Source organism: Streptomyces paludis (genome assembly GCF_003344965.1).
GTDB lineage: Bacteria > Actinomycetota > Actinomycetes > Streptomycetales > Streptomycetaceae > Streptomyces > Streptomyces paludis.
Map to the genome: position 1 here is coordinate 943,132 of NZ_CP031194.1, position 22,975 is coordinate 966,106.

General features: G+C 70.5%; 22 protein-coding genes and 1 pseudogene. 3 read left to right on the forward strand and 20 right to left on the reverse strand.

The window, feature by feature from the left end:
• Positions 1 to 71: 71 nt before the first annotated feature.
• The 11 genes from DVK44_RS04080 to DVK44_RS04130 all read right to left on the reverse strand — a co-directional run bounded on the left by DVK44_RS04080 (position 72) and on the right by DVK44_RS04130 (position 11,297).
• Positions 72 to 2,900 (reverse strand): DEAD/DEAH box helicase, encoded by a 2,829-nt coding sequence (locus DVK44_RS04080; RefSeq protein WP_114658365.1) that lies wholly within the window; start codon positions 2,898 to 2,900, stop codon positions 72 to 74.
• A 136-nt stretch (positions 2,901 to 3,036) separates the two neighbouring features.
• Positions 3,037 to 3,990, reverse strand: a complete 954-nt coding sequence (tatC, locus tag DVK44_RS04085) for a twin-arginine translocase subunit TatC (protein ID WP_114658366.1) — start codon at positions 3,988 to 3,990, stop codon at positions 3,037 to 3,039.
• Between the two features lie 54 nt (positions 3,991 to 4,044).
• Positions 4,045 to 4,344, reverse strand: a complete 300-nt coding sequence (gene tatA, locus DVK44_RS04090; RefSeq protein WP_114658367.1) for a Sec-independent protein translocase subunit TatA — start codon at positions 4,342 to 4,344, stop codon at positions 4,045 to 4,047.
• 230 nt (positions 4,345 to 4,574) lie between these two features.
• Complete coding sequence (locus tag DVK44_RS04095) at positions 4,575 to 4,772, reverse strand: hypothetical protein (RefSeq protein WP_114658368.1); 198 nt, start codon at positions 4,770 to 4,772, stop codon at positions 4,575 to 4,577.
• 17 nt (positions 4,773 to 4,789) lie between these two features.
• Positions 4,790 to 5,050 carry a CpXC domain-containing protein gene (locus DVK44_RS04100; protein ID WP_114658369.1) on the reverse strand — a complete coding sequence of 87 codons (261 nt, stop codon included), beginning with the start codon at positions 5,048 to 5,050 and terminating at the stop codon, positions 4,790 to 4,792.
• Between the two features lie 83 nt (positions 5,051 to 5,133).
• Positions 5,134 to 6,084, reverse strand: a complete 951-nt coding sequence (locus DVK44_RS04105) for a helix-turn-helix transcriptional regulator (RefSeq protein ID WP_114658370.1) — start codon at positions 6,082 to 6,084, stop codon at positions 5,134 to 5,136.
• A 15-nt stretch (positions 6,085 to 6,099) separates the two neighbouring features.
• On the reverse strand, positions 6,100 to 7,056 hold the full coding sequence (locus DVK44_RS04110) for a helix-turn-helix transcriptional regulator (RefSeq protein ID WP_114658371.1): 957 nt from the start codon (positions 7,054 to 7,056) through the stop codon (positions 6,100 to 6,102).
• 136 nt (positions 7,057 to 7,192) lie between these two features.
• The gene (locus DVK44_RS04115) at positions 7,193 to 7,564 is read right to left on the reverse strand and encodes an FKBP-type peptidyl-prolyl cis-trans isomerase (protein WP_114658372.1); all 372 of its coding nucleotides are present in this window, start codon (positions 7,562 to 7,564) and stop codon (positions 7,193 to 7,195) included.
• 43 nt (positions 7,565 to 7,607) lie between these two features.
• Entirely contained in the window at positions 7,608 to 8,543 is a 936-nt protein-coding gene (locus tag DVK44_RS04120; RefSeq protein ID WP_114658373.1) for an FKBP-type peptidyl-prolyl cis-trans isomerase, read from the reverse strand.
• A 117-nt stretch (positions 8,544 to 8,660) separates the two neighbouring features.
• Complete coding sequence (pafA, locus tag DVK44_RS04125; protein WP_114658374.1) at positions 8,661 to 10,022, reverse strand: Pup--protein ligase; 1,362 nt, start codon at positions 10,020 to 10,022, stop codon at positions 8,661 to 8,663.
• 9 nt (positions 10,023 to 10,031) lie between these two features.
• A complete protein-coding gene (locus tag DVK44_RS04130; RefSeq protein ID WP_114658375.1) occupies positions 10,032 to 11,297 on the reverse strand; it encodes an MFS transporter in 1,266 nt (421 codons plus the stop codon).
• 128 nt (positions 11,298 to 11,425) lie between these two features.
• On the opposite strand from DVK44_RS04130, the gene DVK44_RS04135 reads away from it, so the two are divergent.
• Positions 11,426 to 12,466: a LacI family DNA-binding transcriptional regulator gene (locus DVK44_RS04135; protein ID WP_114658376.1), complete on the forward strand. Its 1,041-nt coding sequence runs from the start codon at positions 11,426 to 11,428 to the stop codon at positions 12,464 to 12,466.
• Between the two features lie 106 nt (positions 12,467 to 12,572).
• Here DVK44_RS04135 and prcA read toward each other — a convergent pair whose 3' ends face one another.
• From prcA to arc, 6 genes and pseudogenes are all read right to left on the reverse strand, one after another.
• Complete coding sequence (gene prcA, locus DVK44_RS04140) at positions 12,573 to 13,400, reverse strand: proteasome subunit alpha (RefSeq protein ID WP_114658377.1); 828 nt, start codon at positions 13,398 to 13,400, stop codon at positions 12,573 to 12,575.
• A 41-nt stretch (positions 13,401 to 13,441) separates the two neighbouring features.
• Entirely contained in the window at positions 13,442 to 14,287 is an 846-nt protein-coding gene (prcB, locus tag DVK44_RS04145; RefSeq protein ID WP_114658378.1) for a proteasome subunit beta, read from the reverse strand.
• A pseudogene (locus DVK44_RS04150) lies at positions 14,239 to 14,430 on the reverse strand (endonuclease domain-containing protein); the annotation flags it as partial. The gene prcB and the pseudogene DVK44_RS04150, both read right to left, overlap by 49 nt.
• A gap of 66 nt (positions 14,431 to 14,496) precedes the next feature.
• Positions 14,497 to 14,715, reverse strand: a complete 219-nt coding sequence (locus DVK44_RS04155) for a ubiquitin-like protein Pup (RefSeq protein WP_114658379.1) — start codon at positions 14,713 to 14,715, stop codon at positions 14,497 to 14,499.
• 143 nt (positions 14,716 to 14,858) lie between these two features.
• A complete protein-coding gene (dop, locus tag DVK44_RS04160; protein WP_114658380.1) occupies positions 14,859 to 16,370 on the reverse strand; it encodes a depupylase/deamidase Dop in 1,512 nt (503 codons plus the stop codon).
• A 211-nt stretch (positions 16,371 to 16,581) separates the two neighbouring features.
• A complete protein-coding gene (gene arc, locus DVK44_RS04165) occupies positions 16,582 to 18,348 on the reverse strand; it encodes a proteasome ATPase (protein WP_114658381.1) in 1,767 nt (588 codons plus the stop codon).
• 255 nt (positions 18,349 to 18,603) lie between these two features.
• Between arc and DVK44_RS04170 the strand changes: the two genes are divergently transcribed.
• Complete coding sequence (locus DVK44_RS04170; RefSeq protein WP_114658382.1) at positions 18,604 to 18,924, forward strand: ferredoxin; 321 nt, start codon at positions 18,604 to 18,606, stop codon at positions 18,922 to 18,924.
• Between the two features lie 4 nt (positions 18,925 to 18,928).
• Here DVK44_RS04170 and DVK44_RS04175 read toward each other — a convergent pair whose 3' ends face one another.
• From DVK44_RS04175 to DVK44_RS04185, 3 genes are all read right to left on the reverse strand, one after another.
• Positions 18,929 to 19,531, reverse strand: coding sequence for a hypothetical protein (locus DVK44_RS04175; protein ID WP_114658383.1), 603 nt, complete (start codon positions 19,529 to 19,531; stop codon positions 18,929 to 18,931).
• Positions 19,532 to 19,704: 173 nt separating this feature from the next.
• Positions 19,705 to 20,610: a tRNA (adenine-N1)-methyltransferase gene (locus DVK44_RS04180; RefSeq protein WP_114658384.1), complete on the reverse strand. Its 906-nt coding sequence runs from the start codon at positions 20,608 to 20,610 to the stop codon at positions 19,705 to 19,707.
• Positions 20,611 to 20,704: 94 nt separating this feature from the next.
• On the reverse strand, positions 20,705 to 21,946 hold the full coding sequence (locus tag DVK44_RS04185; protein WP_114658385.1) for a site-2 protease family protein: 1,242 nt from the start codon (positions 21,944 to 21,946) through the stop codon (positions 20,705 to 20,707).
• A gap of 106 nt (positions 21,947 to 22,052) precedes the next feature.
• Here DVK44_RS04185 and DVK44_RS04190 point away from each other — a divergent pair, with 106 nt between their 5' ends.
• Complete coding sequence (locus tag DVK44_RS04190) at positions 22,053 to 22,925, forward strand: RecB family exonuclease (protein WP_408055285.1); 873 nt, start codon at positions 22,053 to 22,055, stop codon at positions 22,923 to 22,925.
• Positions 22,926 to 22,975 lie beyond the last annotated feature (50 nt).

Below are 22,975 nucleotides of genomic sequence, written 5' to 3' on the forward strand. Positions count from 1 at the left end.
AGGGGCGGCCCCCGCCGGAGAAGAGCTTCCGGCGGGGGCCGCCCCTGGTTCATTCGCCGTACCGCTCAGCCTCAGCCGACCGAGCTGTACGCCACCACCCCGCGCAGCACCGCGTCGACCGCCTTCCGCGCGTTCTTCGCGACCGTGCTGTTCTCCCGGGGGGCCGCCGCCGCGATCTGCCCGAGCACATCGATGACCTGCTTGCACCAGCGCACGAAGTCGCCGGCCGGCATCTCCGCCTCGCGCAGCACCTCGTCGAGCCCCTTGCCCGAGGCCCACATATGGACCGCCCAGGCGAACCCGACATCGGGCTCGCGCTGGCCGACGCCCTCGGTCTGGCTGATCTTGAGGTCCTCCTCCAGGGCGTCGAGCCGGCCCCAGATCCGGACCATCTCCCCCAGCGCCTCCTTCGCCGCGCCCGAGGGCACCTTGGGCGCCACCGCGTCATCGGCCTGCCGCGCCTCGTACACCAGCGCCGACGCGCACGCGGCCAGCTCGGCCGGGGAGAGCCCCTCCCAGACCCCGTCGCGCAGACACTCGCTGGCCAGCAGGTCCAGCTCACCGTAGAGCCTGGCCAGCCGCTTGCCGTGCTGGGTGACCTCGTCGCCGCGCAGATAGTCCAGTTCGGTGAGGAGCGCCACGATCCGGTCGAAGGTGCGGGCGATGGTGTTCGTCCGGCCCTCGATCCGGCGCTCCAGCTGGCGGGTGTCCCGCTGGAGGCGGTGGTAGCGCTCGGCCCAGCGCGCGTGGTCCTCGCGCTCGTCGCAGCCGTGGCAGGGGTGGGCGCGCAGCTCCGTGCGGAGCCGGGCGATCTCCCGGTCGTCGGCCGCCGCCGCGCGCTCCTTGCGGTGCCGGTCGGGCACGATATGGCCGGCCTTGCTGCGCAGCGCGGACGCCAGATCGCGGCGGGACTGGGGCGAGCGCGGGTTGAACGACTTGGGGATCCGCATCCGCTCCAGGGTCTCCACCGGCACCGGGAAGTCCATCGACGCCAGCCGCTTGACCTGCCGCTCGGCGGTCAGGACGAGCGGGCGCGGCCCGTCCTGGTGCTCGAAACCGCGGTGCCCGTTGGCCCGCCCGGCCGGCAGCCCGGGATCGAGGACGAGCGCGAGCCCGGCGAACTTGCCCGTGGGGACATGGATGACATCGCCGGGCTTGAGCTTCTCCAGCGACGAGGCCGCCGCCGCCCTGCGCTGCGCCGCGCCCTGCTTGGCCAGCTCCGTCTCGCGGTCCTTGAGGTCGCGGCGCAGCCGCGCGTACTCCCCGAAGTCGCCGAGGTGACAGGTCATCCCGGCGCGGTAGCCGTCGAGGCCCTCCTCGTTGCGCTGGACCTGCCGGGAGATCCCGACGACCGACCGGTCGGCCTGGAACTGGGCGAAGGAGGTCTCCAGCAGCTCCCGCGAGCGGTGCCGGCCGAACTGCTGGGTCAGATTCACCGCCATGTTGTACGAGGGCCGGAAGCTGGAGCGCAGCGGGTACGTACGGGTCCCGGCGAGTCCGGCCAGCGCGCCCGGGTCCATACCGCGCTGCCAGAGCACCACGGCGTGGCCCTCGACGTCGATGCCCCGGCGTCCGGCGCGCCCGGTGAGCTGGGTGTACTCGCCGGGGGTGATGTCGGCGTGGGTCTCGCCGTTCCACTTGACGAGCTTCTCCAGCACCACGGAGCGGGCCGGCATGTTGATGCCGAGGGCGAGTGTCTCGGTGGCGAAGACCGCCTTGACCAGCCCGCGGACGAACAGCTCCTCGACGACCTCCTTGAACGTCGGCAGCATCCCGGCGTGGTGCGCGGCGATGCCCCGCTCCAGGCCCTCCAGCCACTCGTAGTAGCCGAGGACATGCAGGTCCTCGCCGGGGATGGCGGCCGTGCGCTCCTCGACGATCTCGCGGACCCGCCGGCGCGCCGCGTCGTTGTTGAGCCGCAGTCCGGCGAAGAGGCACTGCTGTACGGCGGCCTCGCAGCCGGCCCGGCTGAAGATGAAGGTGATCGCGGGCAGCAGCCCCTCGGCGTCGAGGCGCTCGATGACCTCGGGCCGGGAGGGGGTCCAGATCCGGCCGCGCTGGCGCCGCTCGCGCTCCCGGTCGGCCTCGCGGACCATCTTGCCGCGCCGCCGCTCGCGCGGGTTGTACGTGCGCTGGTTCTCCATCCGGGCCAGCCGGACGAGGTCCGGGCTGACCTCGCGCTTGGCGACGCCCCGGCCGCCGTGGTCGGTCTCCTCCTCGAAGAGGTCGTACATCCGGCGGCCGGCCATCACATGCTGCCAGAGCGGCACCGGCCGGTGTTCGGAGACGATCACCTCCGTGTCGCCGCGGACGGTGTCGAGCCAGTCGCCGAACTCCTCGGCGTTGGAGACGGTCGCGGAGAGGGAGACGAGGGTGACCGACTCGGGGAGGTGGATGATCACCTCTTCCCAGACGGCGCCCCGGAAGCGGTCGGAGAGGTAGTGGACCTCGTCCATCACCACATAGCCGAGCCCCAGCAGCGACTGCGAGGAGGCGTAGAGCATGTTGCGGAGCACTTCGGTGGTCATCACAACCACCGGCGCGTCCGCGTTGACGCTGTTGTCCCCGGTGAGCAGACCGACCTTGTCCGCGCCGTAGCGCTTGGCGAGGTCGGTGTACTTCTGGTTGGAGAGCGCCTTGATGGGGGTCGTGTAGAAGCACTTGCGGCCCTCGGCGAGGGCCAGGTGCACAGCGAATTCGCCGACGATCGTCTTGCCCGAGCCGGTGGGCGCCGCGACGAGCACACCCTTCCCCGACTCCAGGGCCCGGCACGCCTCGATCTGGAAGGGGTCGAGACCGAATTCGTACATCTCGCGGAAGGGTGCGAGAGCCGTGGCCTGATCGGCGGCGCGGATCCGGGCAGCGGCATAGCGCTCGGCTGGTGAGAGGTCCTCTGTCATCTTGTGTTCGAGCCTACCCGCCACCTCTGACAGTCAGCCCGATCTTTATGAGCGCTTGGGCCGGGACCGCCGACGCCCCGGGGCCCGCCGGTTGGTTCCGGCGGGCCCCGGGGCGTCGAGGTGATCGCGGGACGGATCAGGTGACGTCGTCGTAGCCGTTCAGCCGGTCCGTATGGCCGCCGTCGGACTGCGCGGGCAGCTCGGGCCGGCCGGAGCCGACGGTCGCGGTCCCGTTGATGGGCTCGGGGGTCAGGTCCAGGTCGGCGGCCTCGTCGTCGTCGAGGTCGCGGTCCGGGTTGCCGAGGTTCCGCCGCCGGTCGTTGATCAGCGAGAAGCCGCACGCCACGAAGTAGAGGATGGCCAGCGGCGCGGCGAGCACCAGCATGGAGATGGGGTCGCCGCCCGGGGTGGCGACGGCGGCGAAGATCGTGAGGCCGACGACCATGCCGCGCCACCAGCCGAGCATGCGTTTACCGCTGAGCACCCGGGTCATATTGAGCAGGATCAGCAGCAGCGGCAGTTCGAAGGCGAGCCCGAAGACGATGACCATGCGCGTGATGAGGTCGAGGTAGTCATCGAGCGGCAGCAGGTTCTTGGCATCGTCGGGGGTGAAGCTGAGCATGATCGACGCCGTCTCCGGCAGGATCGTGTACGCGAGGGTCGCGCCGCCCAGGAACAGCGGGACGCCGAGCGCCACGAAGCCGAGCGAGTAGCGCTTCTCCTTGCTGTGCAGCCCGGGCGCGACGAAGGCCCAGAGCTGGTAGAGCCAGACCGGGGTGGCGGCCAGCACCCCCGCCATCAGCGACACCTTCAGCGCGATGGTGAACGGTGACATCAGGCCGCTGGTGACCATTTCGGCGCACGGCCGGCCGTTGACCATGGTCGTGGCGCCGTTGGTGCACCCGACCGAGGAGAGGATCGGTTCCATCAGGAACTTGAAGATCCGGGCCTGGAAGAACATGGCGATGATGACCGCCACGAGAATGGCCAGAACCGCCTTCAGCAGGCGGTTCCGCAGCTCACGCAGGTGCTCCGTGAGGGGCATGCGCCCCTCGGTGTCTCTCTCCTGCTTCGGGGCAGACTTGCGCAACCCGCGTCCCTCGTCTCGTTCCGGAAAGCGCCCGACCGGTCAGTCGTGGACGCGTCAGCTCTGCGCGGTGCGGTTCGGCTCGGTGACCGGGCGGGCGCTGGTGACGTCTCCGGGCGCGGCCTGGATGGTGCGCGCGGTGGCGGCGGCCTGCGGCTGGGCGGCGTCCGCGGGCTGCTCGGCGGCGGCGGGGGCCGCGGCCTCGTCGTCCTTCTTCATGGCCTTGGCCTCGCTCTTGAGGATGCGGGCCGACTTGCCGAGCGAACGCGCCATGTCGGGAAGCTTCTTGGCACCGAACAAGAGAAAGATGATGCCGACGATCAGGAGAAGCTCTAGGGGCTTGAGGTTGCCGATCATGGAGATTCCTTCTCACTGGAGGCGGCTGGATGGGGAGGACACCGTCACCGTAACCGCCGGACCTGTGTGTCCGGTAGGTGGTGCTCCGGCGATCGTAACCCGCAGGGGTGAACGGGGGGCAATCCCCTTGCGTACGTCCCTTCTGGGCCCTGATCGCCGGAATTCCGGACTCCGCTCCGCAGCGTACCCCGCGTTCAGGCCACGCAGCAGGGGGCGGGGCGGGCCGAAAATCATCGGAGGGCGTCGCCGGTGGCCGCGAGCCGGGTCGCCGAGCGCTCCAGCTCCTCGGCCGCCCGCTGGATCCGCTCGGTGGTGACGGCGACCTGCCGGCCGAGCCGCTGGGCTTCGACGAAGACACGGACCGCCAGCACACCGAGTACGGCGATTCCGCAGAATCCGAGGGCGATGGCGAGCATGGGCCAGAACATGGGCGGAGGACCGGTCCTTACAGAGTCGAGTGGAGCCGCAGCGTCCGCACGCCGCCGCCGGTGAGGAGTTCGACGATGCGCTCACCGGCGGGTTTACGGACCGAGGACTGGCACTCGGGGCAGGTGAAGGAGTAGAAGGTGGTGCTGCGGCTGGCCCCTATCGCGAGGCGCAGCGCGCCGGCGGACAGTTCGAAGGCCGCGCGGCACTCGGGGCAGGCGGCCTTGAAGAGGACCGGGACCACCGCCGAGAGCCCCGGCAGTCCTGACGTCGCCGACATGTTCCTGGTTCTCCTCTGTGCCTCGTCGCTGTGCTTCGTCGCTCGAAATCCTTGATCCACGGCCGCGCCGGGCCGCGCCGTCCTCAGACGCCGTACGCCGCCAGTGCCTCGGCCGCGGCCGACCGCGCGCTCGCCGCCAGCTCCGGCGGCGAAACGATCCGGCCGTCGCCGCCGAGCCGCAGCGCGAGCCGGCGCAGCGAGGCGGGCGCGGGGGTGCGCAGGGTGATCCGCAGGCCGCCGCCGGGCAGTTCCTCGGCGGCGTCGTGCGGGTAGTACTCGGCCACCCACCGGCCGCCGGGGCCGACCTCGACGACCACCTCGGGGTCGTCCGCGGACGGCTGTACGAGCCCCTCCGAGAGATCCCGCAGCTCCAGCTCCGGCGGCGCGGCCGGGGCGTCCAGCAGCTTGATCTCGGCGACCCGGTCCAGCCGGAAGGTGCGGCGCGCCTCGGAGAGCCGGCACCACGCCTCCATATAGGTGTGGCCGACGGCGAAGAGCCGGATGGGGTCGACCTCGCGCTCGGTCAGCTCGTCGCGGGCCGGCGAGTAGTAGCGCAGCCACAGCCTGCGCCGCTCGGAGATGGCCCGGTCGACCTCGGCGAAGACCCCGCCCTCCGACTCGAAGATCACCGAGAGCCGGGCGCTGGCGCCCGCCGCCTCGCCCGCCGCGGTCTCCAGCTTGGCGGTGGCGCGCAGCAGCGCCTCGCGGTCCCCCTCGCGGAGCCCCGGCAGGGTCGCGACGGCCCGCGCGGCGACCAGCAGCGCCGTCGCCTCGTCGGCGGCGAGCCGCAGCGGCGCGGCGACATCGTCGGGGTTGTGCCACCAGATGCGGTCGCCGTCCGTGTCGATGTCGAGGAGATCGCCGCCCCGGAAGCTCGTCCCGCACATGGGCAGGACGTCGAGGTCGGAGATCAGCTCGTCCTCACTGATCCCGAAGGCGCGGGCCACATCGCTGACGTGCGCCCCCGGGCGCTCGCGCAGATAGGTGACCAGCGAGAGCATCCGCCGGGTCTGGTCGATGGCGTTGGCTGCCATGGTCTGCGACTCCCCTCAGCCCCGGGCCACGGCGCGCAGCCGCTCCAGGACATCGGCCCGCAGATCCGCGGGCTCCAGCACGAGCACATCCGGGCCGAACTCCACCAGCCAGGCGTCGAGGCCATGACCGTACGGGATCTCCAGCTCGTCCCAGCCGTCGCCCAGCTCGCGCGAGGACACGGCCCTGGCGCGCAGCGGATAGCCGCAGCCGGTGCGCAGCCGGATCAGCGCGGAGCGGGTCGCCGTCTCGCCGGCCCAGCTCTCCACGGTCTCCCGGACGGTGACCACATCGGGTACGGGGGCGCTGAAGAGGCCGGTGCGCGAGCGGACCCGGCCGGTGATCCGGGAGAGCCGGAAGACGCGCTCGGCGCCCCGGTCGCGGTCCCAGCCGGCCAGATACCAGTGGCCGCGCCAGCACTCCAGCGTCCACGGCTCCACCTGGCGCTGCTCGGGCCGGGCGGCGTTGGCCTTGCGGTAGTCGAAGACCACGGGCCGGCGGTCGCGGCAGGCCAGCATGAGCGGTTCGAAGGCCGCCTCGTGGACGGGGATCCGCGGTTCGAGGGCGCCGTGGTGCGCCTCGTACGCGTCCTGTGCCTCCGGCATCCCGGCGGCGCGCAGCTTCTGGAGCGCGCCGCTCGCCGCGCCGGCCAGCCGGGCCTGCTGCCACACCTTGGCGGCCAGTCCGAGGGCGGCGGCCTCCTCGGCGTCGAGGGTGATGGGCGGGAGCCGGTTGCTGTCGCGGCGGGCCAGATAGCCGACATCGCCGTCGAGGCTCTCCACCGTCTCGATGACCAGGCCGAGTTCGCGCAGGTCATCCTTGTCGCGTTCGAACATGCGGTTGAACGAGTCGTCGTTGCCGGCTTCGAGGTACGCCTCGATGGAGCCACGCAACTCACGTTTGCTGAGCGGGCGTCTGGTTCCGAGGAGACACAGCGCCAGATTCATCAGTCGCTCGGCCTTGGCAATGGCCATCGACGTCTCGCACCCCTTTTGATCGTGGAGTTCCGCCCGCTGACCGTACCGTCCCCGGGTCTCGCGGCAAAAGCCGAGGGTCCATGCCGGAGCGGCATGGACCCTCGTGTCTCCGGTACGCCCCGGACCCGCCGGGTCAGACGGAGACGAGGTCGCAGACGAAGATCAGCGTCTCACCGGGCGCGATCGCCGAACCGGCGCCGCGGTCCCCGTAGGCGAGGTGCGCGGGGATGATCAGCTCACGCCGGCCGCCGACCTTCATGCCCTGCACGCCCTTGTCCCAGCCGGCGATGACCTGACCGGCGCCGAGCTTGAACGGCAGCGGGGCGCCGCGGTTCCAGGAGGAGTCGAACTCCTCGCCCGTGGAGAAGGCCACACCCACGTAGTGCACCCGGACATTGGCGCCGGCCTTGGCCTCCGCGCCGTCGCCCACCCAGATGTCCCTGATCTGGAGATCGGCCGGCGGCTCGCCACCCGGGAAGTCGACCTCGGGCTTCTCGATGCTCACTGAACTGCTCCCTCTGAATGATGAACGGACAACCGGGACAGTGTTACACCTTCGCCAGAATGTCCACGGCGAACACCAGCGTGGAGTTCTTCGGGATGCCCTGCTGCTCCTGGTCGCCGAAGGCCAGGTCCGGCGGGATCACGACCAGGATCCGGCTGCCCACCTTCTTGCCGACGATGCCCGACTTGAGGCCCTTCAGCGTGAGCTGCGGCAGCGGGAACGAGGTCGTACGGCCCGTCTTGTACGTGGAGTCGAACTGCTTGGCGCCCTTCCACAGGTACGCCGCGTAGTTCAGCACGACGGTGTCGGAGTCCTTGACGACCTCGCCCTTGCTCTCCAGCACGTAGTTGGAGACCAGCTTCGCCGGCGGGTCGCCCTTCGGGATGGTGACCGTCGGCTCCTTGCCGTCGTCGTTCGTCCCGACGACCGGCAGCGCCTTGTCGTCCTGCGGCACCTCGGTGCCGGCGGCGGACTTCGGCACCTGGGTCGCCTTCAGGATGTCCACGACGAAGACCAGCGTGGCGTTGGGCTTGATGTCGCCCTGCCCCTGGGCGCCGTACCCGAGGTCCGGCGGAATCCCCAGCTCGACCCGGCTACCGACCTTCTGGCCCTCGAGACCCTGGTCCCAGCCCTTGATGACCATGCCCGCGCCGACCGTCAGATCGAACGGCTGCTTACGGTCGAAGCTGTTGTCGAACGGCTTGTCCGAGTCCCAGCTCTGCCCGAGATAGTTGACCTGGATGGCATCGCCCTTGACGACCTTCTTGCCGTCGCCCTGGCTCAGGACATCGACCTTCAACGCCTTCGGCGGGTCGCCCTCCCCCTTCTCCAGGGTCGGCTTCTGTCCGAACTTGGCACCCTCGCTGATCGCGGGGAGACCGTTCTTGGACGGAGTGGTGGAGTCGGAGCCTCCGTCGCCACCGCAGGCCGCGGTCAGCAGCAGCGCGGGGACGATGATGAGGCCGGCAAGTCGGCGCACGTGTTCCTCAGATCTCAGACGGCACGGTAGGCGCCCACTCTAGGGCGTGCCACGGGCCCCGCACGCGAAATGTACGGGGCCCGTGGCACGCGTTACGCCGACGGGGTCGGCGCGGACTCACATACCGGCGATGAGCTTTTCCACCCGTTCGTCCACAGAACGGAACGGGTCTTTGCAGAGCACCGTGCGCTGCGCCTGGTCATTGAGCTTCAGATGCACCCAGTCGACCGTGAAGTCCCTGCGCTGTTCCTGGGCGCGGCGGATGAAATCGCCGCGCAGCCGCGCCCTGGTGGTCTGCGGGGGCACCGACTTGCCCTCGAAGATCTTCATGTCATTGCAGATCCGCGCGGCCTGGCCGCGCTTCTCCAGCAGGTAGTAGAGACCACGACGGCGGTGAATGTCGTGGTAGGCGAGGTCTATCTGAGCGACCCTCGGATGCGACATGGTCAGATTGTGCTTGGCCCGGTACCGCTCGATGAGCCGGTATTTCATGACCCAGTCGATCTCCGTGCCGATACGGTCGAGATCCTCCGCCTCGATCGCGTCGAGCGTGCGGCCCCAGAGTTCCAGGACCTGTTCGACCGTGCCCGTACGGATTCCGCGGCGCTCCACGAAATCCACGGCCTTCTCATAGTACTCGCGCTGGATCTCCAGGGCGGAGGCTTCCCGGCCGCTCGCGAGGCGCACCTTGCGCTGTCCGGTGAGATCGTGGCTGACCTCGCGGATCGCCCGGATCGGGTTCTCCAGGGTCAGATCACGCATCACCGTGCCCGCCTCGATCATGCGCAGCACGAGATCGGTGGCGCCGACCTTGAGGAGCATGGTCGTCTCGGACATGTTCGAGTCGCCGACGATGACATGGAGCCGCCGGTAGCGCTCCGCGTCGGCGTGCGGCTCGTCCCGGGTGTTGATGATCGGACGGGAGCGGGTGGTGGCTGAGCTGACCCCCTCCCAGATGTGCTCGGCGCGCTGGCTGGCGCAGAAGACGGCGCCGCGCGGGGTCTGGAGCACTTTGCCCGCGCCGCAGATGAGCTGCCGGGTGACGAGGAAGGGGATGAGGATGTCCGCGAGCCGGGAGAACTCGCCGTGGCGGGCGACGAGGTAGTTCTCGTGGCAGCCGTAGGAGTTTCCCGCCGAGTCGGTGTTGTTCTTGAAGAGATAGACGTCGCCCGCGATTCCCTCCTCGTGCAGGCGGCGTTCGGCGTCGACGAGCAATCCTTCCAGAATGCGCTCGCCCGCTTTGTCGTGCGTGACCAGTTCGGTCACGTTGTCGCATTCGGGAGTCGCGTATTCCGGATGCGAACCCACGTCGAGGTAGAGGCGGGCGCCGTTCCGCAGGAAGACATTGCTGCTGCGGCCCCATGACACAACACGGCGGAAGAGGTAGCGCGCCACTTCGTCAGGTGACAGTCGGCGCTGTCCCCTGAACGTGCACGTGACGCCGTACTCGTTCTCCAGCCCGAAAATGCGGCGGTCCATGTCTGAACATTACGCCTGATGACCGGAGCTGAAACCGGGTTGGGCCGCACCGCTTGGATCATTTTCCGTCCGGATGGTGGCATCGGCCGGCCCGGCGGGAGCCCTGAGGACCCGCCCGGTGGCCAGCAGGACCAGCAGCGCGGCGGCTCCGCCGCCCGCGGCGACGGCGAAGCCCGCCGCCGTACCGCCCAGTGCGACGGCGGGTCCGGCGGCGGCCGTGCCGAGCGCCGCGCCGACGCCGAAGGTGGTCACGAGCCAGGAGAACGCCTCGGTGACGGTGCCGCGCGGGGCGTGCCGGTCGACCACGATGAACGCGCAGGCGAGGGCGGGCGCCAGGAAGACACCGGCGAGCGCGGACAGCCCGCTCATGGCGAGCACGCCCGGGGTGGCCATGAGCGGCAGATAGCAGAGCGCGAGAAGCGCGACGATGGCCCGCAGCCGCCGTTCGGGCGTCCCGGCCCACTGCCGCGCCCCGTACCCCAGCCCGCCGATCAGCGCGCCGAGCCCGAGGGCCGCCATCAGCCAGCCGTACACCGCCTCGCGGCCCCGGTCGTCGGCGTACGCGATGCCCGCGACGGTGATCGATCCCAGGGCCGCGCCGATGAAGAGGAACGCGGCGAGCAGCGCGAGGAGCCCGGGCGAGCGCAGGGCGCCCAGCCAGTGCGCCTCGCGGGGCGCCGAGCGCCACTGGCGGGACGGCCGGGACAGGACGACGGAGAGCGCGCCGAGCACGCCTATCGCGTTGATGACGAGGAGCGCGGCGGCCGGGGAGCGGAGCGCGACCAGCAGGGTGACCAGCAGCGGGCCGAGGGTGAACATGACCTCCTGGGCCACGGCGTCCAGCGCGTACGCCCGGTGCACCCGCTCCTCGGAGCCCAGGACGCCGGGCCACAGCGCCCGCAGTCCGCCCTCCAGCGGCGGGGTGAACACCCCGGCGAGGGCGACGGCGGGGTAGGCGAGCGCCGGGGAGTCCGTGCCGGCGAGGACGAGCAGTGCCATGCCCGCGGCGGAGAGGACGGCGGCGGGCAGCTGCACCCGCGGCTGGCCGTAGAGGTCCACGGCCCGGCCGAGCAGCGGCTGTCCGACCGCCGTGCCGATCCCGTAGACCGCGGCGAGCGCGCCGGCCAGGCTGTAGCTGCCGCCGGCCGCCCGGACGAACAGGACGATGGCGATCGAGGCCGTGGCGTTCGGCAGCCGCCCCACCAGCGTGCCGGTCAGCAGCCGTGCCGCGTACGGCGCCTTGAGGATGTCCGCGTACCCGGTGGTCGTCGCCATCTGCCCGCCCCCTCTTCTCTCGCTGCCCCGGCGAGATCAAGTTTTACGTATAACGTCGCCGTCATACGTACCATGAGCGCAGCCCGCGGGTCCACCGGGATCTCGCCGCAGCACGGAGAGCGACAGCGATGACAGAGCAGTCCGCCCGGCCCACCAGCAGGGATGTGGCCCGCGCCGCCGGGGTGTCCCAGGCCACCGTCTCGCTCGTGCTCGGCGGCAAGTGGCCGGGCCGGGTCTCGGAGCGGACCGCCGGGCTGGTACGGGAGGCGGCGCACACGCTGGGCTACCGGCCGAATCTGGCCGCGCGCAATCTGCGGCTCGGCACGACCAGGACGGCGCTGCTGGTGGTGCCCGCGCTCACCAACGAGTTCTTCGCGCGGGTCTACACCGGCGCGGCCGAGGTCGCCGCGGAGCACGGCTTCGGGGTGGTCCTCTATCTGTCACCGGACGGGACGGGGCCCGCCAAGGTGCCGTTCGCCTCGGCGCGGGCGGCGCTGGACGGGGTGATCGCCTCCTCGATGGCCAGCGACGCCCTCGACGCGTTCCGCGGCTCGGACGGCGCCGATCTGCCGCTGGTGATGCTGGACAGCGATCCGGCGGCCCTTGGCGTCGCCGCCGGGGTGAATGTGGACATCGCCGACGGCATCCGGCAGATGACGGAGCATCTGCTCGGGCTCGGCCACCGGCGGCTGCTCCATCTGGCCTCCGCCGTCCCTTCCTGGACCTTCGACGTCCGGGCCGACGCGCTGGCCCTGGCGGTACAGGGAGTGCCGGACGCGGTCGTGCGCAGGGTGCGCGCCCCGCTGGAGTCCGGGGCCGCGCGGGCGGCCGTGGAGAGCGCCCTCGCCGCGCCCGGCCCCCGCCCCACGGCGATCATCTGCGACGGCGACGTCCTGGCGGCGGGCGCCTGCAAGGCGGTACGGCGGCTGGGGCTGAGGGTGCCCGAGGACATCTCCGTCACCGGCTTCGACGATCTGGCGCTGGCCACGGCGGTGGAGCCGGAGCTGACCACGGTGTGGCTGCCGGCCGAGCAGGTGGGCCGGCAGGGCATGTCGGCGCTGCTGAGCGTGCTGGCGGGCCGGCCGCCGGAGAGCGTGCGGCTGCCGGTCTCCCTGGTCGTCCGCGGCTCGACGGCGCCTCCGCGCGAGGAGAGCGCGCCCTCGGGCTGATCCCCCCGTCGGGGGCGGGGGTGTCTGTCGGACAGCCGCCCGTGCCCCGGCGCGGTACACCCCGGCCGGGGGCACGGACAGCCTGTCCGTGCCCCCGGCCGTTCCTCTATTCCTTGTCGTCGCCGGACGGCTCGGCGTCGGGCTTCGCCGTATCGGCGGAGGTGTCCGTCGCGGTCTCCCCGCCGTCCGGCTCCTCCGTGTCCGACGGCGCGTCCGTCGGCGTCGAGGCGGCGCCGTCCGCCTCCAGCAGCCGGGCGAGCTGCCGGCCGACGATCCGCTTGAACTTCCGCTGCTGCGGCCGCGTACGGTCCAGCACGGCCACTTCGAGGCGCTCCGCGGGGATCTCCCGCTCGCCGCCGTTGGTGTCCCGGGAGAGCGCCTGGACCGCCAGCTTCAGCGCCTCGGCCAGCGACATCCCGTCCCGGTGGCGCTGGTCGAGATAGGTGCTGATCTGCTCCGAGCTGCCGCCCACCGCGACCGAGCCGTGCTCGTCCACGATCGAACCGTCGTGCGGCAGCCGGTAGATCTGGTCGCCGTCGGCCGTGGCACCCACCTCGGCGACGACCAGCTCCACCTCGTACGGCTTCTCGGCGGCGCTGGAGAAAATCGTCCCGAGCGTCTGGGCGTAGACGTTCGCCAGCCCACGGGCCGTCACATCGTCGCGGTCGTAGGTGTATCCGCGCAGATCGGCGTAGCGGACACCACCGATCCGGAGATTCTCGTACTCGTTGTACTTACCGGCGGCGGCGAAGCCGATCCGGTCGTAGATCTCGCTGAACTTGTGCAGCGCGCGGGACGGGTTCTCGCCGACGAAGACGATGCCGTCGGCGTACTGGAGCACGACCAGGCTGCGACCGCGGGCGATGCCCTTACGGGCGTATTCCGCCCGGTCGGCCATGGCCTGCTGGGGTGAGACATAGAACGGCGTCGACACCGGCTATCCGTCCCTTTCTGTCGGTGGCAGGTTCTGGTTCATCAGAGCAGCGCGGCGCGCGGACCGTCGGGCTGGGAGAGCCGGCGCTCAAGGATCGCGCGGGCGATCTCGGAGGACTCGTCGTCGGTCAGCCGGCGGAAACCGTCCTCGGTGATGACGGTGACGATCGGATAGATCCGGCGGGCCACATCGGGGCCACCGGTCGCCGAGTCGTCGTCCGCCGCGTCGTACAGCGCCTGGATGACCAGGGTGGTGGCCTGCTGCTCCGTCAGCTCCTCGTGGTAGAGCTTCTTCATCGCGCCGCGGGCGAAGATCGAGCCCGATCCGGTGGACGCGTAGCCCAGCTCCTCGGAGCGGCCGCCCGTCACGTCGTACGAGAAGATACGGCCCCGCTCGCGGTCCACGTCCCAGCCCGCGAAGAGCGGGACGACGGCCAGGCCCTGCATCGCCATCGCGAGATTCGAGCGGATCATCGTGGAGAGCCGGTTGGCCTTGCCCTCCAGCGAGAGCTGCGCCCCTTCGACCTTCTCGAAGTGCTCCAGCTCCAGCTGGAAGAGCTTGACCATCTCCACGGCGAGACCGGCGGTGCCGGCGATCCCCACGGCCGAGTACTCGTCGGCCGGGAAGACCTTCTCGATGTCGCGCTGCGCGATCATGTTCCCCATGGTCGCGCGCCGGTCACCGGCGAGCACCACGCCGCCGGGGAAGGTCACGGCGACGATCGTGGTGCCGTGCGGCGCCTCGATCGCCCCCTGGAGGGGCGGCAGCGAGCGCTTGCCGGGCAGCATGTCCGGCGAGTGGTGGGACAGGAAGTCCATGAACGAGGACGAGCCGGGCGTCAGGAAGGCAGCCGGCAGACGCCCGGTGCTACGAGTGTTGGCTTCCACGCGTTTCCCTCCGGGTAAGCGACGGCCCGGCGCGGGGTGTCGGGATCGTCTCCCAACTTGCCGGTGGCCGAATTGCAGTTGAAGCACAGTACGCCACGGACCCTACCCGTCTCATGGCAGTGATCCACATGAACGGCGGGAGCGGTCCGGCGGATCGTGCGGCTCCCCGGCCGCACGGCCCGCACCGACGGCGCCGTTCACATCCGTGACTACTCTCCGCCCTTCTGGACGAATCCCCGCACGAACTCCTCGGCGTTCTCCTCAAGCACGTCGTCGATCTCGTCCAGGACGGAGTCCACGTCGTCCGTCAGCTTCTCCTGGCGTTCCTTGAGGTCCTCGGAAGCCTGCGCCTCCTGCGCCTGCTCCTCGGTCTGCTCCGTGGAACGCGTCGCCCGCTGCTGTCCGCCGTCGGTGTCCTTGGTGGCCATAACCCTCACCCCGCTCGGTTCGCCCCGCTCGATGTGACCTTCAAGATCCGACCCTACAAGGAGGGTCGGACATCGGCCCCGTACTTGCCTCATCCCGGACAACGCCCGGGGACCACTTCGATCATTCCCACCCCGGGACCGTTTCAGCCGCCGGAAAGGACCCGGACCAGCTCCTCCGCCGTGCGGCAGCGGTCCAGCAGCTCCTTCACATGGTTCCTGGTGCCGCGCAGCGGCTCCAGGGTGGGGACCCGCTGGAGCGAGTCACGGCCCGGGAGGTCGAAGATGACCGAGTCCCACGACGCGGCGGCCACATCGTCCGCGTACTGCTCCAGACAGCGGCCCCGGAAGTACGCCCGGGTGTCCTCCGGAGGGCTGGTCCTGGCCCGGTCGACATCCCGGTCGTCCAGCAGCCGGCGCATTCTGCCTCGGGCCGCCAGCCGGTTGTAGAGGCCCTTGTCGGGGCGTACGTCCGCGTACTGGAGATCCACGAGATGCAGCCGGGACGCGTCCCAGTCCAGGCTGTCGCGGCGCCGGTAGCCCTCCAGCAGCTCCCGCTTGGCGATCCAGTCCAGCTCGCCCGACAGGCTCATCGGATCGTTCTCCAGCCGGTTGAGCGTGTCCTCCCAGCGGGCCAGCACGTCCTTCGTCTGCTCGTCGGCGTCGACTCCGTACCGCTCCTCGACATACTTCCTGGCCAGCTCGTAGTACTCCATCTGGAGCTGGACCGCGGTGAGCGTCCGGCCGCTGCGCAGGGTGACCAGCCGGCCGAGCGTGGGGTCGTGCGAGACCTGGTGCAGGGTGCGGACCGGCTGGTCCACGGCCAGGTCGACGTTGATGAAACCGTCCTCGATCATGGAGAGCACGAGGGCGGTCGTACCGAGCTTGAGATAGGTGGAGATCTCCGAGAGATTCGCGTCGCCGATGATCACATGGAGCCGGCGGTACTTCTCCGCGTCGGAGTGCGGTTCGTCCCGGGTGTTGATGATCGGCCGCTTGAGGGTCGTCTCCAGCCCGACCTCGACCTCGAAGTAGTCCGCCCGCTGGCTGATCTGGAAGCCGTGCTCGCGGCCGTCCTGGCCGATGCCGACGCGGCCCGCGCCCGTGACGACCTGCCGGGAGACGAAGAACGGCGTCAGATGGCGCACGATGTCCGAGAAGGGGGTCTCCCGCTTCATCAGATAGTTCTCGTGGGTGCCGTAGGACGCGCCCTTGTTGTCGGTGTTGTTCTTGTACAGATGGATGGGCTGGGCGCCGGGCAGCTGGGCCGCCCGCTCGGCGGCCTCGGCCATGATGCGCTCGCCGGCCTTGTCCCAGAGGACGGCGTCACGCGGGTTGGTGATCTCGGGAGAGCTGTACTCCGGATGGGCGTGGTCGACGTAGAGCCGCGCCCCGTTCGTGAGGATCACATTGGCGAGGCCGATGTCCTCGTCGGTGAGCTGGCTGGAGTCGGCGGTCTCCCGGGCGAGGTCGAACCCGCGGGCGTCCCGCAGCGGGTTCTCCTCCTCGAAGTCCCAGCGGGCGCGGCGCGCCCGGTGCATCGCCGCCGCGTACGCGTTGACGATCTGGGACGAGGTGAGCATGGCATTGGCGTTCGGGTGCCCCGGGACGGAGATGCCGTACTCCGTCTCGATGCCCATTACTCGCCGTACGGTCATGCGGCCCTCCTTGCCCGGCGGCGCTCCGCGACGCCGCGGTACGAAAGAGACTAGAACGCCTCTGCGCCGGCGGGCAGATCATTTCCGTCATTGGCCTGGTGTGGTGGACGGTGCGGGTGGCAGGTCCAGGTGCGGGTGCGGGGTGCGGTGCGGGTGCGGGGAAAGCGACCGGCTGCGGACGCCTTTCGGACATCCGCAGCCGGTCCGCGCTCTACAGGTACTGACCGGTGTTCGCCACCGTGTCGATGGAGCGCCCGGTGTCCGCGCCCTGCTTTCCGGTCACCAGGGTGCGGATGAAGACGATCCGCTCGCCCTTCTTGCCGGAGATACGGGCCCAGTCGTCGGGGTTGGTGGTGTTCGGCAGGTCCTCGTTCTCCTTGAACTCGTCCACGCACGCCTGGAGGAGATGGGAGACCCTGAGGCCCTTCTGATTGTGGTCGAGGAATGCCTTGATGGCCATCTTCTTGGCCCGGTCGACAATGTTCTGGATCATCGCGCCGGAGTTGAAGTCCTTGAAATAGAGGACTTCCTTGTCACCATTGGCGTAGGTGACTTCCAGGAAGCGGTTCTCCTCGGACTCCGCGTACATCTGCTCCACGACGGACTGGATCATTCCGTGCGCGGCGGCTTCCTTCGAGCCCTTGTGCTCGGAGACGTCGTCCACGTGCAGCGGCAGGGTGGGCGTGAGGTATTTCGCGAAGATGTCCTTCGCGGCCTCGGCGTCCGGGCGCTCGATCTTGATCTTCACATCGAGGCGGCCGGGGCGCAGGATCGCGGGGTCGATCATGTCCTCGCGGTTGGAGGCGCCGATGACGATGACGTTCTCCAGGCCCTCCACCCCGTCGATCTCGGCGAGCAGCTGGGGGACGATGGTGTTCTCCACGTCCGAGCTGACGCCGGAGCCGCGGGTGCGGAAGAGGGACTCCATCTCGTCGAAGAAGACGATGACGGGGGTGCCCTCGCTGGCCTTCTCCCGGGCCCGCTGGAAGACCAGGCGGATGTGCCGCTCGGTCTCGCCGACGTACTTGTTGAGCAGCTCGGGACCCTTGATGTTGAGGAAGTAGCTCTTCCCCGCGGGCCGGCCGGTCACCTCGGCGACCTTCTTGGCGAGCGAGTTGGCCACGGCCTTGGCGATGAGTGTCTTGCCGCAGCCGGGGGGACCGTAGAGCAGGATGCCCTTCGGCGGTCGCAGTTCGTGTTCCTTGAAGAGGTCGGGGTGGAGATACGGCAGCTCGACGGCGTCCCGGATCATCTCGATCTGGCCGCCGAGGCCGCCGATCTTGTCGTAGTCGACGTCGGGGACCTCTTCGAGGACCAGCTCCTCGACCTCGCTCTTGGGGATCACTTCGTAGACATAGCCGGAGCGGGGTTCGAGCAGCAGGGCGTCGCCGGGGCGGATGGTGATGTCCAGCAGCGGCTCGGCGAGCCGCACCACCCGTTCCTCGTCGGTGTGCCCGACCACCAGGGCGCGCTCGCCGTCCTCAAGGATTTCCTTGAGGGTGACGATGTCCCCGGCGCGCTCGTACGCCATGGCCTCGACCACGTTGAGCGCCTCGTTGAGCATGACCTCCTGGCCGCGCCGCAGATCCTCCACTTCGACGCCGGGGCTGACATTCACCCGGAGCTTGCGGCCCCCGGTGAAAATATCGGCCGTGCCGTCCTCATTGGTCTGGAGGAAGACTCCGAAACCGGCCGGCGGCTGTGCGAGCCGGTCGACCTCTTCCTTGAGGGCCACGATCTGGTCGCGGGCTTCACGGAGCGTATTGGCGAGCCGCTCGTTCTGCGCGGACACACCCGCCAGATTGGTCTGCAACTCGACGATCCGCTCTTCGAGAATTCTCGTGTGCCGCGGAGAGTCGGCGAGCTTACGTCGCAGGACGGCGATTTCCTGCTCGAGATAGGCAACCTGGCCGGCTGGGTCTTCGGACCCCCGCCCGGGCCGGATGCCGCGGTTGATGTCGTCGTCGTGGGCTGCCACGGTCCTCACCTCCTCCAAGGGGAGCTGGACGCTTCCTGACCCTACCTGGGTGGGTGATGATTGAAACCCCTAGATCAGAAACACTGTCGGGGTCTGTCCGATCTTCACCCTTGCGCCCTCTCCCTACAGCGGAGGGAATACCCACCCGAGGGCATCGGAAAGCGGCCGGTTGTATCGTCGAACTGTTCAACACCCGTCAGGGTCGGCGCGACTTACCTCACCACGCGCCGCCCGGCGCAGAAAACGGCAGGAGAGATGACCGTGCAGCAGGAGGCTCCGACCGAAGGTGTCACCGGGACCGGTGAGCCGCTGGAGGTCTGGATCGACCAGGATCTCTGCACCGGGGACGGGATCTGTGCCCAGTACGCCCCCGAGGTGTTCGAGCTGGACATCGACGGCCTGGCCTATGTGAAGAGCGCGGACGACGAGCTGCTCCAGTCCCCCGGGGCGACCACCCGCGTACCGCTGCCGCTGCTGAGCGATGTGGTGGACTCGGCCAAGGAGTGCCCCGGCGATTGCATCCATGTGCGGCGCGTGGCGGACCAGGTCGAGGTGTACGGCCCGGACGCGGAGTAGGCCGTCACATACCCCGGGCGACCGGCTGCGGACCCCTGACGAACGCGCCGTCGCGCCAGGTCCAGGAGGTCCGCTCCTCCTCGTCGGGGCAGCAGGACGGCACATCGGGCCCGGAGTAGCCGAGCAGGGTGGCCAGGATCGCCCGGCCGTGCACGGCGAGCCCGGGGGCGACGCTGCGGCGCTCCGCGGGGTCCACGAGGGTGGCCACGATCCTGGGTTCGCCGCCCGCTCCGGTGAGGACGTAGACGCCGCTGGGCGGGGTGCCGGCGCCGGAGCGGCAGCGGACGGCGACGACGGTCTCGGGGACGCCGTCGCCGTCGAGGTCGCCGTAGGCCCGCTGGACGATGACGGTGCCCGCCTCGTCCCCTTCGCCGCAGTCCAGCGGGAAGTCCACCGCGGCCGGGTCGGGCGGCTCCTGGACGGCCGGGGCGGTGGTGCCGGCGCTCTTCACGGACGGTTCGCCGGGCGGGGTGGCGATGGCCGTGGCGGCGCCCGGCTGGGACAGTGCGGCGAGCGCCACGACGGCGGACAGCGCGGCGCCGGTGGCGAGCCAGTGGACGGCCCGGGGGCGGGCGTGCGCGTGGTCCGGGGCGTCGGAAATCTGCACGCGGAGCGTCTCCTGTGAGGGTGGGAGGAGACAGCATCGTGCCACATGTCACAGGGCGGCGGAACCGTGGGGTCCCCGCGGTCCGCGGGTCCATAAGGCCAACGTAAAGAGGCCGCCGCCGAGTTCCTCCGTACGGGACGGGAACTCGGCGGCGGCCGGGCCGCGTTGACGGGTCAGCGGGCGGCGCCGCCGCTCGCGCTGCCGGGGCCGTCGTAGTCTTCGCCGTAGGAGCCCTTGGCGGGACGGCGGCGGCGCAGCGGGGGTTCGACCCCGTCGGCCAGCCGGCGGGCGGTCACGAGGAAGCCGGTGTGTCCGATCATCCGGTGGTCGGGGCGTACGGCGAGCCCTTCGACGTGCCAGTTGCGGACCATGGACTCCCAGGCGGCCGGTTCGTTGAAGGTGCCGAACTCCCGGATGGTCTCGACCGTGCGGGAGAGCTGGGTGGTGGTGGCCACGTACGCGCAGAGGATGCCGCCGGGGACCAGCGCCTTGGAGACGGCCTCAATGCACTCCCAGGGGGCGAGCATGTCGAGGATGACGCGGTCGACGTCCGTGTCCGACAGGTTGTCCTGGAGGTCACCGACCGTCAGCTCCCAGGCCGGGTGGGGCTCTCCGAAGTAGCGTTCGACGTTCTGCCGGGCGATGTCGGCGAAGTCCTGGCGGCGTTCGTAGGAGTGCAGCATCCCCTGGTCACCGATGCCGCGCAGCAGGAAGCTGCTGAGCGAGCCGGAGCCCACTCCGGCCTCGACGACGCGGGCGCCGGGGAAGATGTCGGCGAAGGCCAGGATCTGGCCGGCGTCCTTGGGGTAGACGACGGCGGCGCCGCGGGGCATGGACAGGACATAGTCGGGGAGCAGGGGGCGCAGCGCGAGGTAGGCGACGTTTCCCGTGGTACGGACAACACTGCCCTCGGGAGCACCGATCAGCTCGTCGTGCGGGAAGGACCCTTTGTGGGTGTGGAAGTTCTTCCCGGCTTCGAGCGTGAAGGTGTAGTGGCGTCCCTTGGGGTCGGTGAGCTGGACCTGGTCCCCGACCTTGAAGGGGCCGCGACGTCGGGCGGCACCGGTCGGTTCGGACATACGGTCAGCTTAGCCGCTCTTTCGGGGGCCTCGTCCGCCGTGCCGGCCGCGCTCCCCGTGCCCGCCGCGCTCCGGCCGCGCCGCGGGGCCCCGGCTACTGCGGACGGGCCATCGCCGATACGAAGGCGCGCTCGACGTCGGCCGTGGAGAGGACGCCGTAGATCTCGCCCGTCTCCTCCAGTACGAGGTACTCGGTGGCGGGGCTGGCCCTGAGGCGCTCCAGGAGGGCTTCGCCGGCGAGGTCGGCGGGGACCTTCATCCCGTCGGTGAGGTCCTGGGCGAGGCCGCTGACGGCGACCCAGGGGCGGCGGTGCTGCGGGACGCCGACGATCGCCGACTCGCGGACGAGGGCCCGGGGGTCGCCCTGGCCGTCGACGACGACCAGGGCACGGGCGCCGGCCTCGTTGGCGCGGCGCAGGGCCTCGGAGAGCGGGGTGCTGGACTCGACGGGGACGGCCCGCCGGGTGAGGGCGCGGGCCTGGAGTTCGGGGAGGTGCTCGCGGAGCCGGGCCATGCGCAGGCTGTTGCCGGCGCCGGTCCAGATGATGGCGGCGAGGATGGCGGCGAGGAGCGCGTCGGTGACGGTCTCCATGCCGCCGACGTTCCGGGTGGAGGTGCCGAGCGCGCCGGTACGGGTGAGCAGCGGGAGGCCGATGAGGACGGTGACGGCGAGCGCCCTGCCGACCCAGGCGGCGGCGATGGTGCCGCTCATGGGCTTGCCGGTGATCTTCCAGACGACGGCGCGGAGCATCCGGCCGCCGTCCAGCGGGAGGCCGGGCAGCAGGTTGAAGACCGCCACGATGAGGTTGGAGACCATCAGCCCGGCGAGCAGGACGCCGGGGACGGTACGGGGCTCGACGGTCAGCAGGCAGAGGTAGAAGACCCCGGAGAGGACCAGGGAGAGCAGCGGGCCGACGAACGCGAGGATGAATTCGCGGCCGGGGGTCTCGGTCTCCTTCTCGATCTCGGAGACGCCGCCGAAGAACTGGAGCTGGATGCGGCGCACCGGCAGTTTGAAGCGCAGCGCGGCGACGGTGTGGGCCAGCTCGTGGACGAGCACGGAGGCGTAGAAGGCGACCGCGAAGAAGAGGGCCACGAGATAGCGGAGATTGCCCAGTTCGGGGAGGACCCGGTCGAGCTGGCCGCCGAAGATCCAGGTGATGAGCGCGGCCACCACGAACCAGCTGGGGGCGACGTAGACCGGCACGCCGAAGGGGCGGCCCATGAGGATGCCACCGCCGGGGTCTTCACGGCGCGGCGGCTTTCCGCCGGGACCCGAGTCCCCCTTGCCGGGCCGCGGCAGCTTGCTCGCGCCGCTCTCGTCGTCCTCTTTCACGGGTTCCCTTCGTCGGCAGGGTCGCTCGCTCGATCATGCAGTGCGAGAGGCTCTGTAGTCGATGGTATGCGGATCGCTGTCAGTGCCGGGTCGTAGGGTCTGCGTCATGAGTACGAGCCTGCCGCCCTCCTCGCTGTCGCCGTCGCGTGCGAACGACTTCATGCAGTGCCCGCTGCTGTACCGGTTCCGGGTGATCGACAAGTTGCCGGAGAAGCCGAGCGAGGCGGCGACGCGCGGCACGCTGGTGCACGCGGTGCTGGAGCGGCTCTTCGACGCGCCGGCCGCCGAGCGGACGGCGTCGCGGGCCCGGGCGCTGGTGCCGGGGCAGTGGGACCGGCTGCTGGAGGCGCGTCCGGAGCTGGCGGAGCTGTTCGCGTCGGATCCGGCGGGCGAGCGGCTGGCGGGCTGGCTGGCGGAGGCGGAGCGGCTGGTGGAGCGGTGGTTCTCGCTGGAGGATCCGACCCGGCTGGAGCCGGCGGAGCGCGAGCTGTTCCTGGAGGCGGAGCTGGATTCGGGGCTGCGGCTGCGCGGGGTGATCGACCGGGTCGATGTGGCGCCGACCGGTGAGGTGCGGATCGTCGACTACAAGACCGGCAAGGCCCCCCGTCCGGAGTACGCGGAGGGGGCGCGGTTCCAGATGACGTTCTACGCGCTGGTGGTGCGGCGCCTCAAGGGGGTGCTGCCGCGCCGGCTCCAGCTGGTCTATCTGGGCAGCGGCGAGGTGGTGACGTACGACCCGGTGGAGGCGGATCTGGAGCGGGTGGAGCGGAAGCTGCTGGCGCTCTGGGAGGCGATCGAGCGGGCGACGGTGACGGGCGACTGGCAGCCGCGGCGGACCAAGCTCTGCGGCTGGTGCGACCATCAGGCGGTCTGTCCCGAGTTCGGGGGGACGCCTCCGGTGTATCCGCTGACCGTGGTGGGCCCGAGAGCGGCCGGGGAGGCCGGGGAGGTACGGGACGGGGCGAAGGAGGGCGTGTAGCCCGCGGTGGGGCCGCGGAAAGGGGGCAGGGCAGAATGGGACGGGTCTAT

What these genes read in the sequence shown, in the direction of transcription:
- tatA (WP_114658367.1), bottom strand. Translation starts at nt 4,344, where the DNA reads ATGATCGGCAACCTCAAGCCCCTAGAGCTTCTCCTGATCGTCGGCATC.
- DVK44_RS04170 (WP_114658382.1), top strand. Translation starts at nt 18,604, where the DNA reads ATGACCGTGCAGCAGGAGGCTCCGACCGAAGGTGTCACCGGGACCGGT.
- DVK44_RS04110 (WP_114658371.1), bottom strand. Translation starts at nt 7,056, where the DNA reads ATGGCCATTGCCAAGGCCGAGCGACTGATGAATCTGGCGCTGTGTCTC.
- DVK44_RS04080 (WP_114658365.1), bottom strand. Translation starts at nt 2,900, where the DNA reads ATGACAGAGGACCTCTCACCAGCCGAGCGCTATGCCGCTGCCCGGATC.
- DVK44_RS04135 (WP_114658376.1), top strand. Translation starts at nt 11,426, where the DNA reads ATGACAGAGCAGTCCGCCCGGCCCACCAGCAGGGATGTGGCCCGCGCC.
- DVK44_RS04100 (WP_114658369.1), bottom strand. Translation starts at nt 5,050, where the DNA reads ATGTCGGCGACGTCAGGACTGCCGGGGCTCTCGGCGGTGGTCCCGGTC.
- DVK44_RS04130 (WP_114658375.1), bottom strand. Translation starts at nt 11,297, where the DNA reads ATGGCGACGACCACCGGGTACGCGGACATCCTCAAGGCGCCGTACGCG.
- pafA (WP_114658374.1), bottom strand. Translation starts at nt 10,022, where the DNA reads ATGGACCGCCGCATTTTCGGGCTGGAGAACGAGTACGGCGTCACGTGC.
- DVK44_RS04190 (WP_408055285.1), top strand. Translation starts at nt 22,053, where the DNA reads ATGAGTACGAGCCTGCCGCCCTCCTCGCTGTCGCCGTCGCGTGCGAAC.
- dop (WP_114658380.1), bottom strand. Translation starts at nt 16,370, where the DNA reads ATGACCGTACGGCGAGTAATGGGCATCGAGACGGAGTACGGCATCTCC.
- DVK44_RS04155 (WP_114658379.1), bottom strand. Translation starts at nt 14,715, where the DNA reads ATGGCCACCAAGGACACCGACGGCGGACAGCAGCGGGCGACGCGTTCC.
- DVK44_RS04180 (WP_114658384.1), bottom strand. Translation starts at nt 20,610, where the DNA reads ATGTCCGAACCGACCGGTGCCGCCCGACGTCGCGGCCCCTTCAAGGTC.
- DVK44_RS04095 (WP_114658368.1), bottom strand. Translation starts at nt 4,772, where the DNA reads ATGTTCTGGCCCATGCTCGCCATCGCCCTCGGATTCTGCGGAATCGCC.
- DVK44_RS04105 (WP_114658370.1), bottom strand. Translation starts at nt 6,084, where the DNA reads ATGGCAGCCAACGCCATCGACCAGACCCGGCGGATGCTCTCGCTGGTC.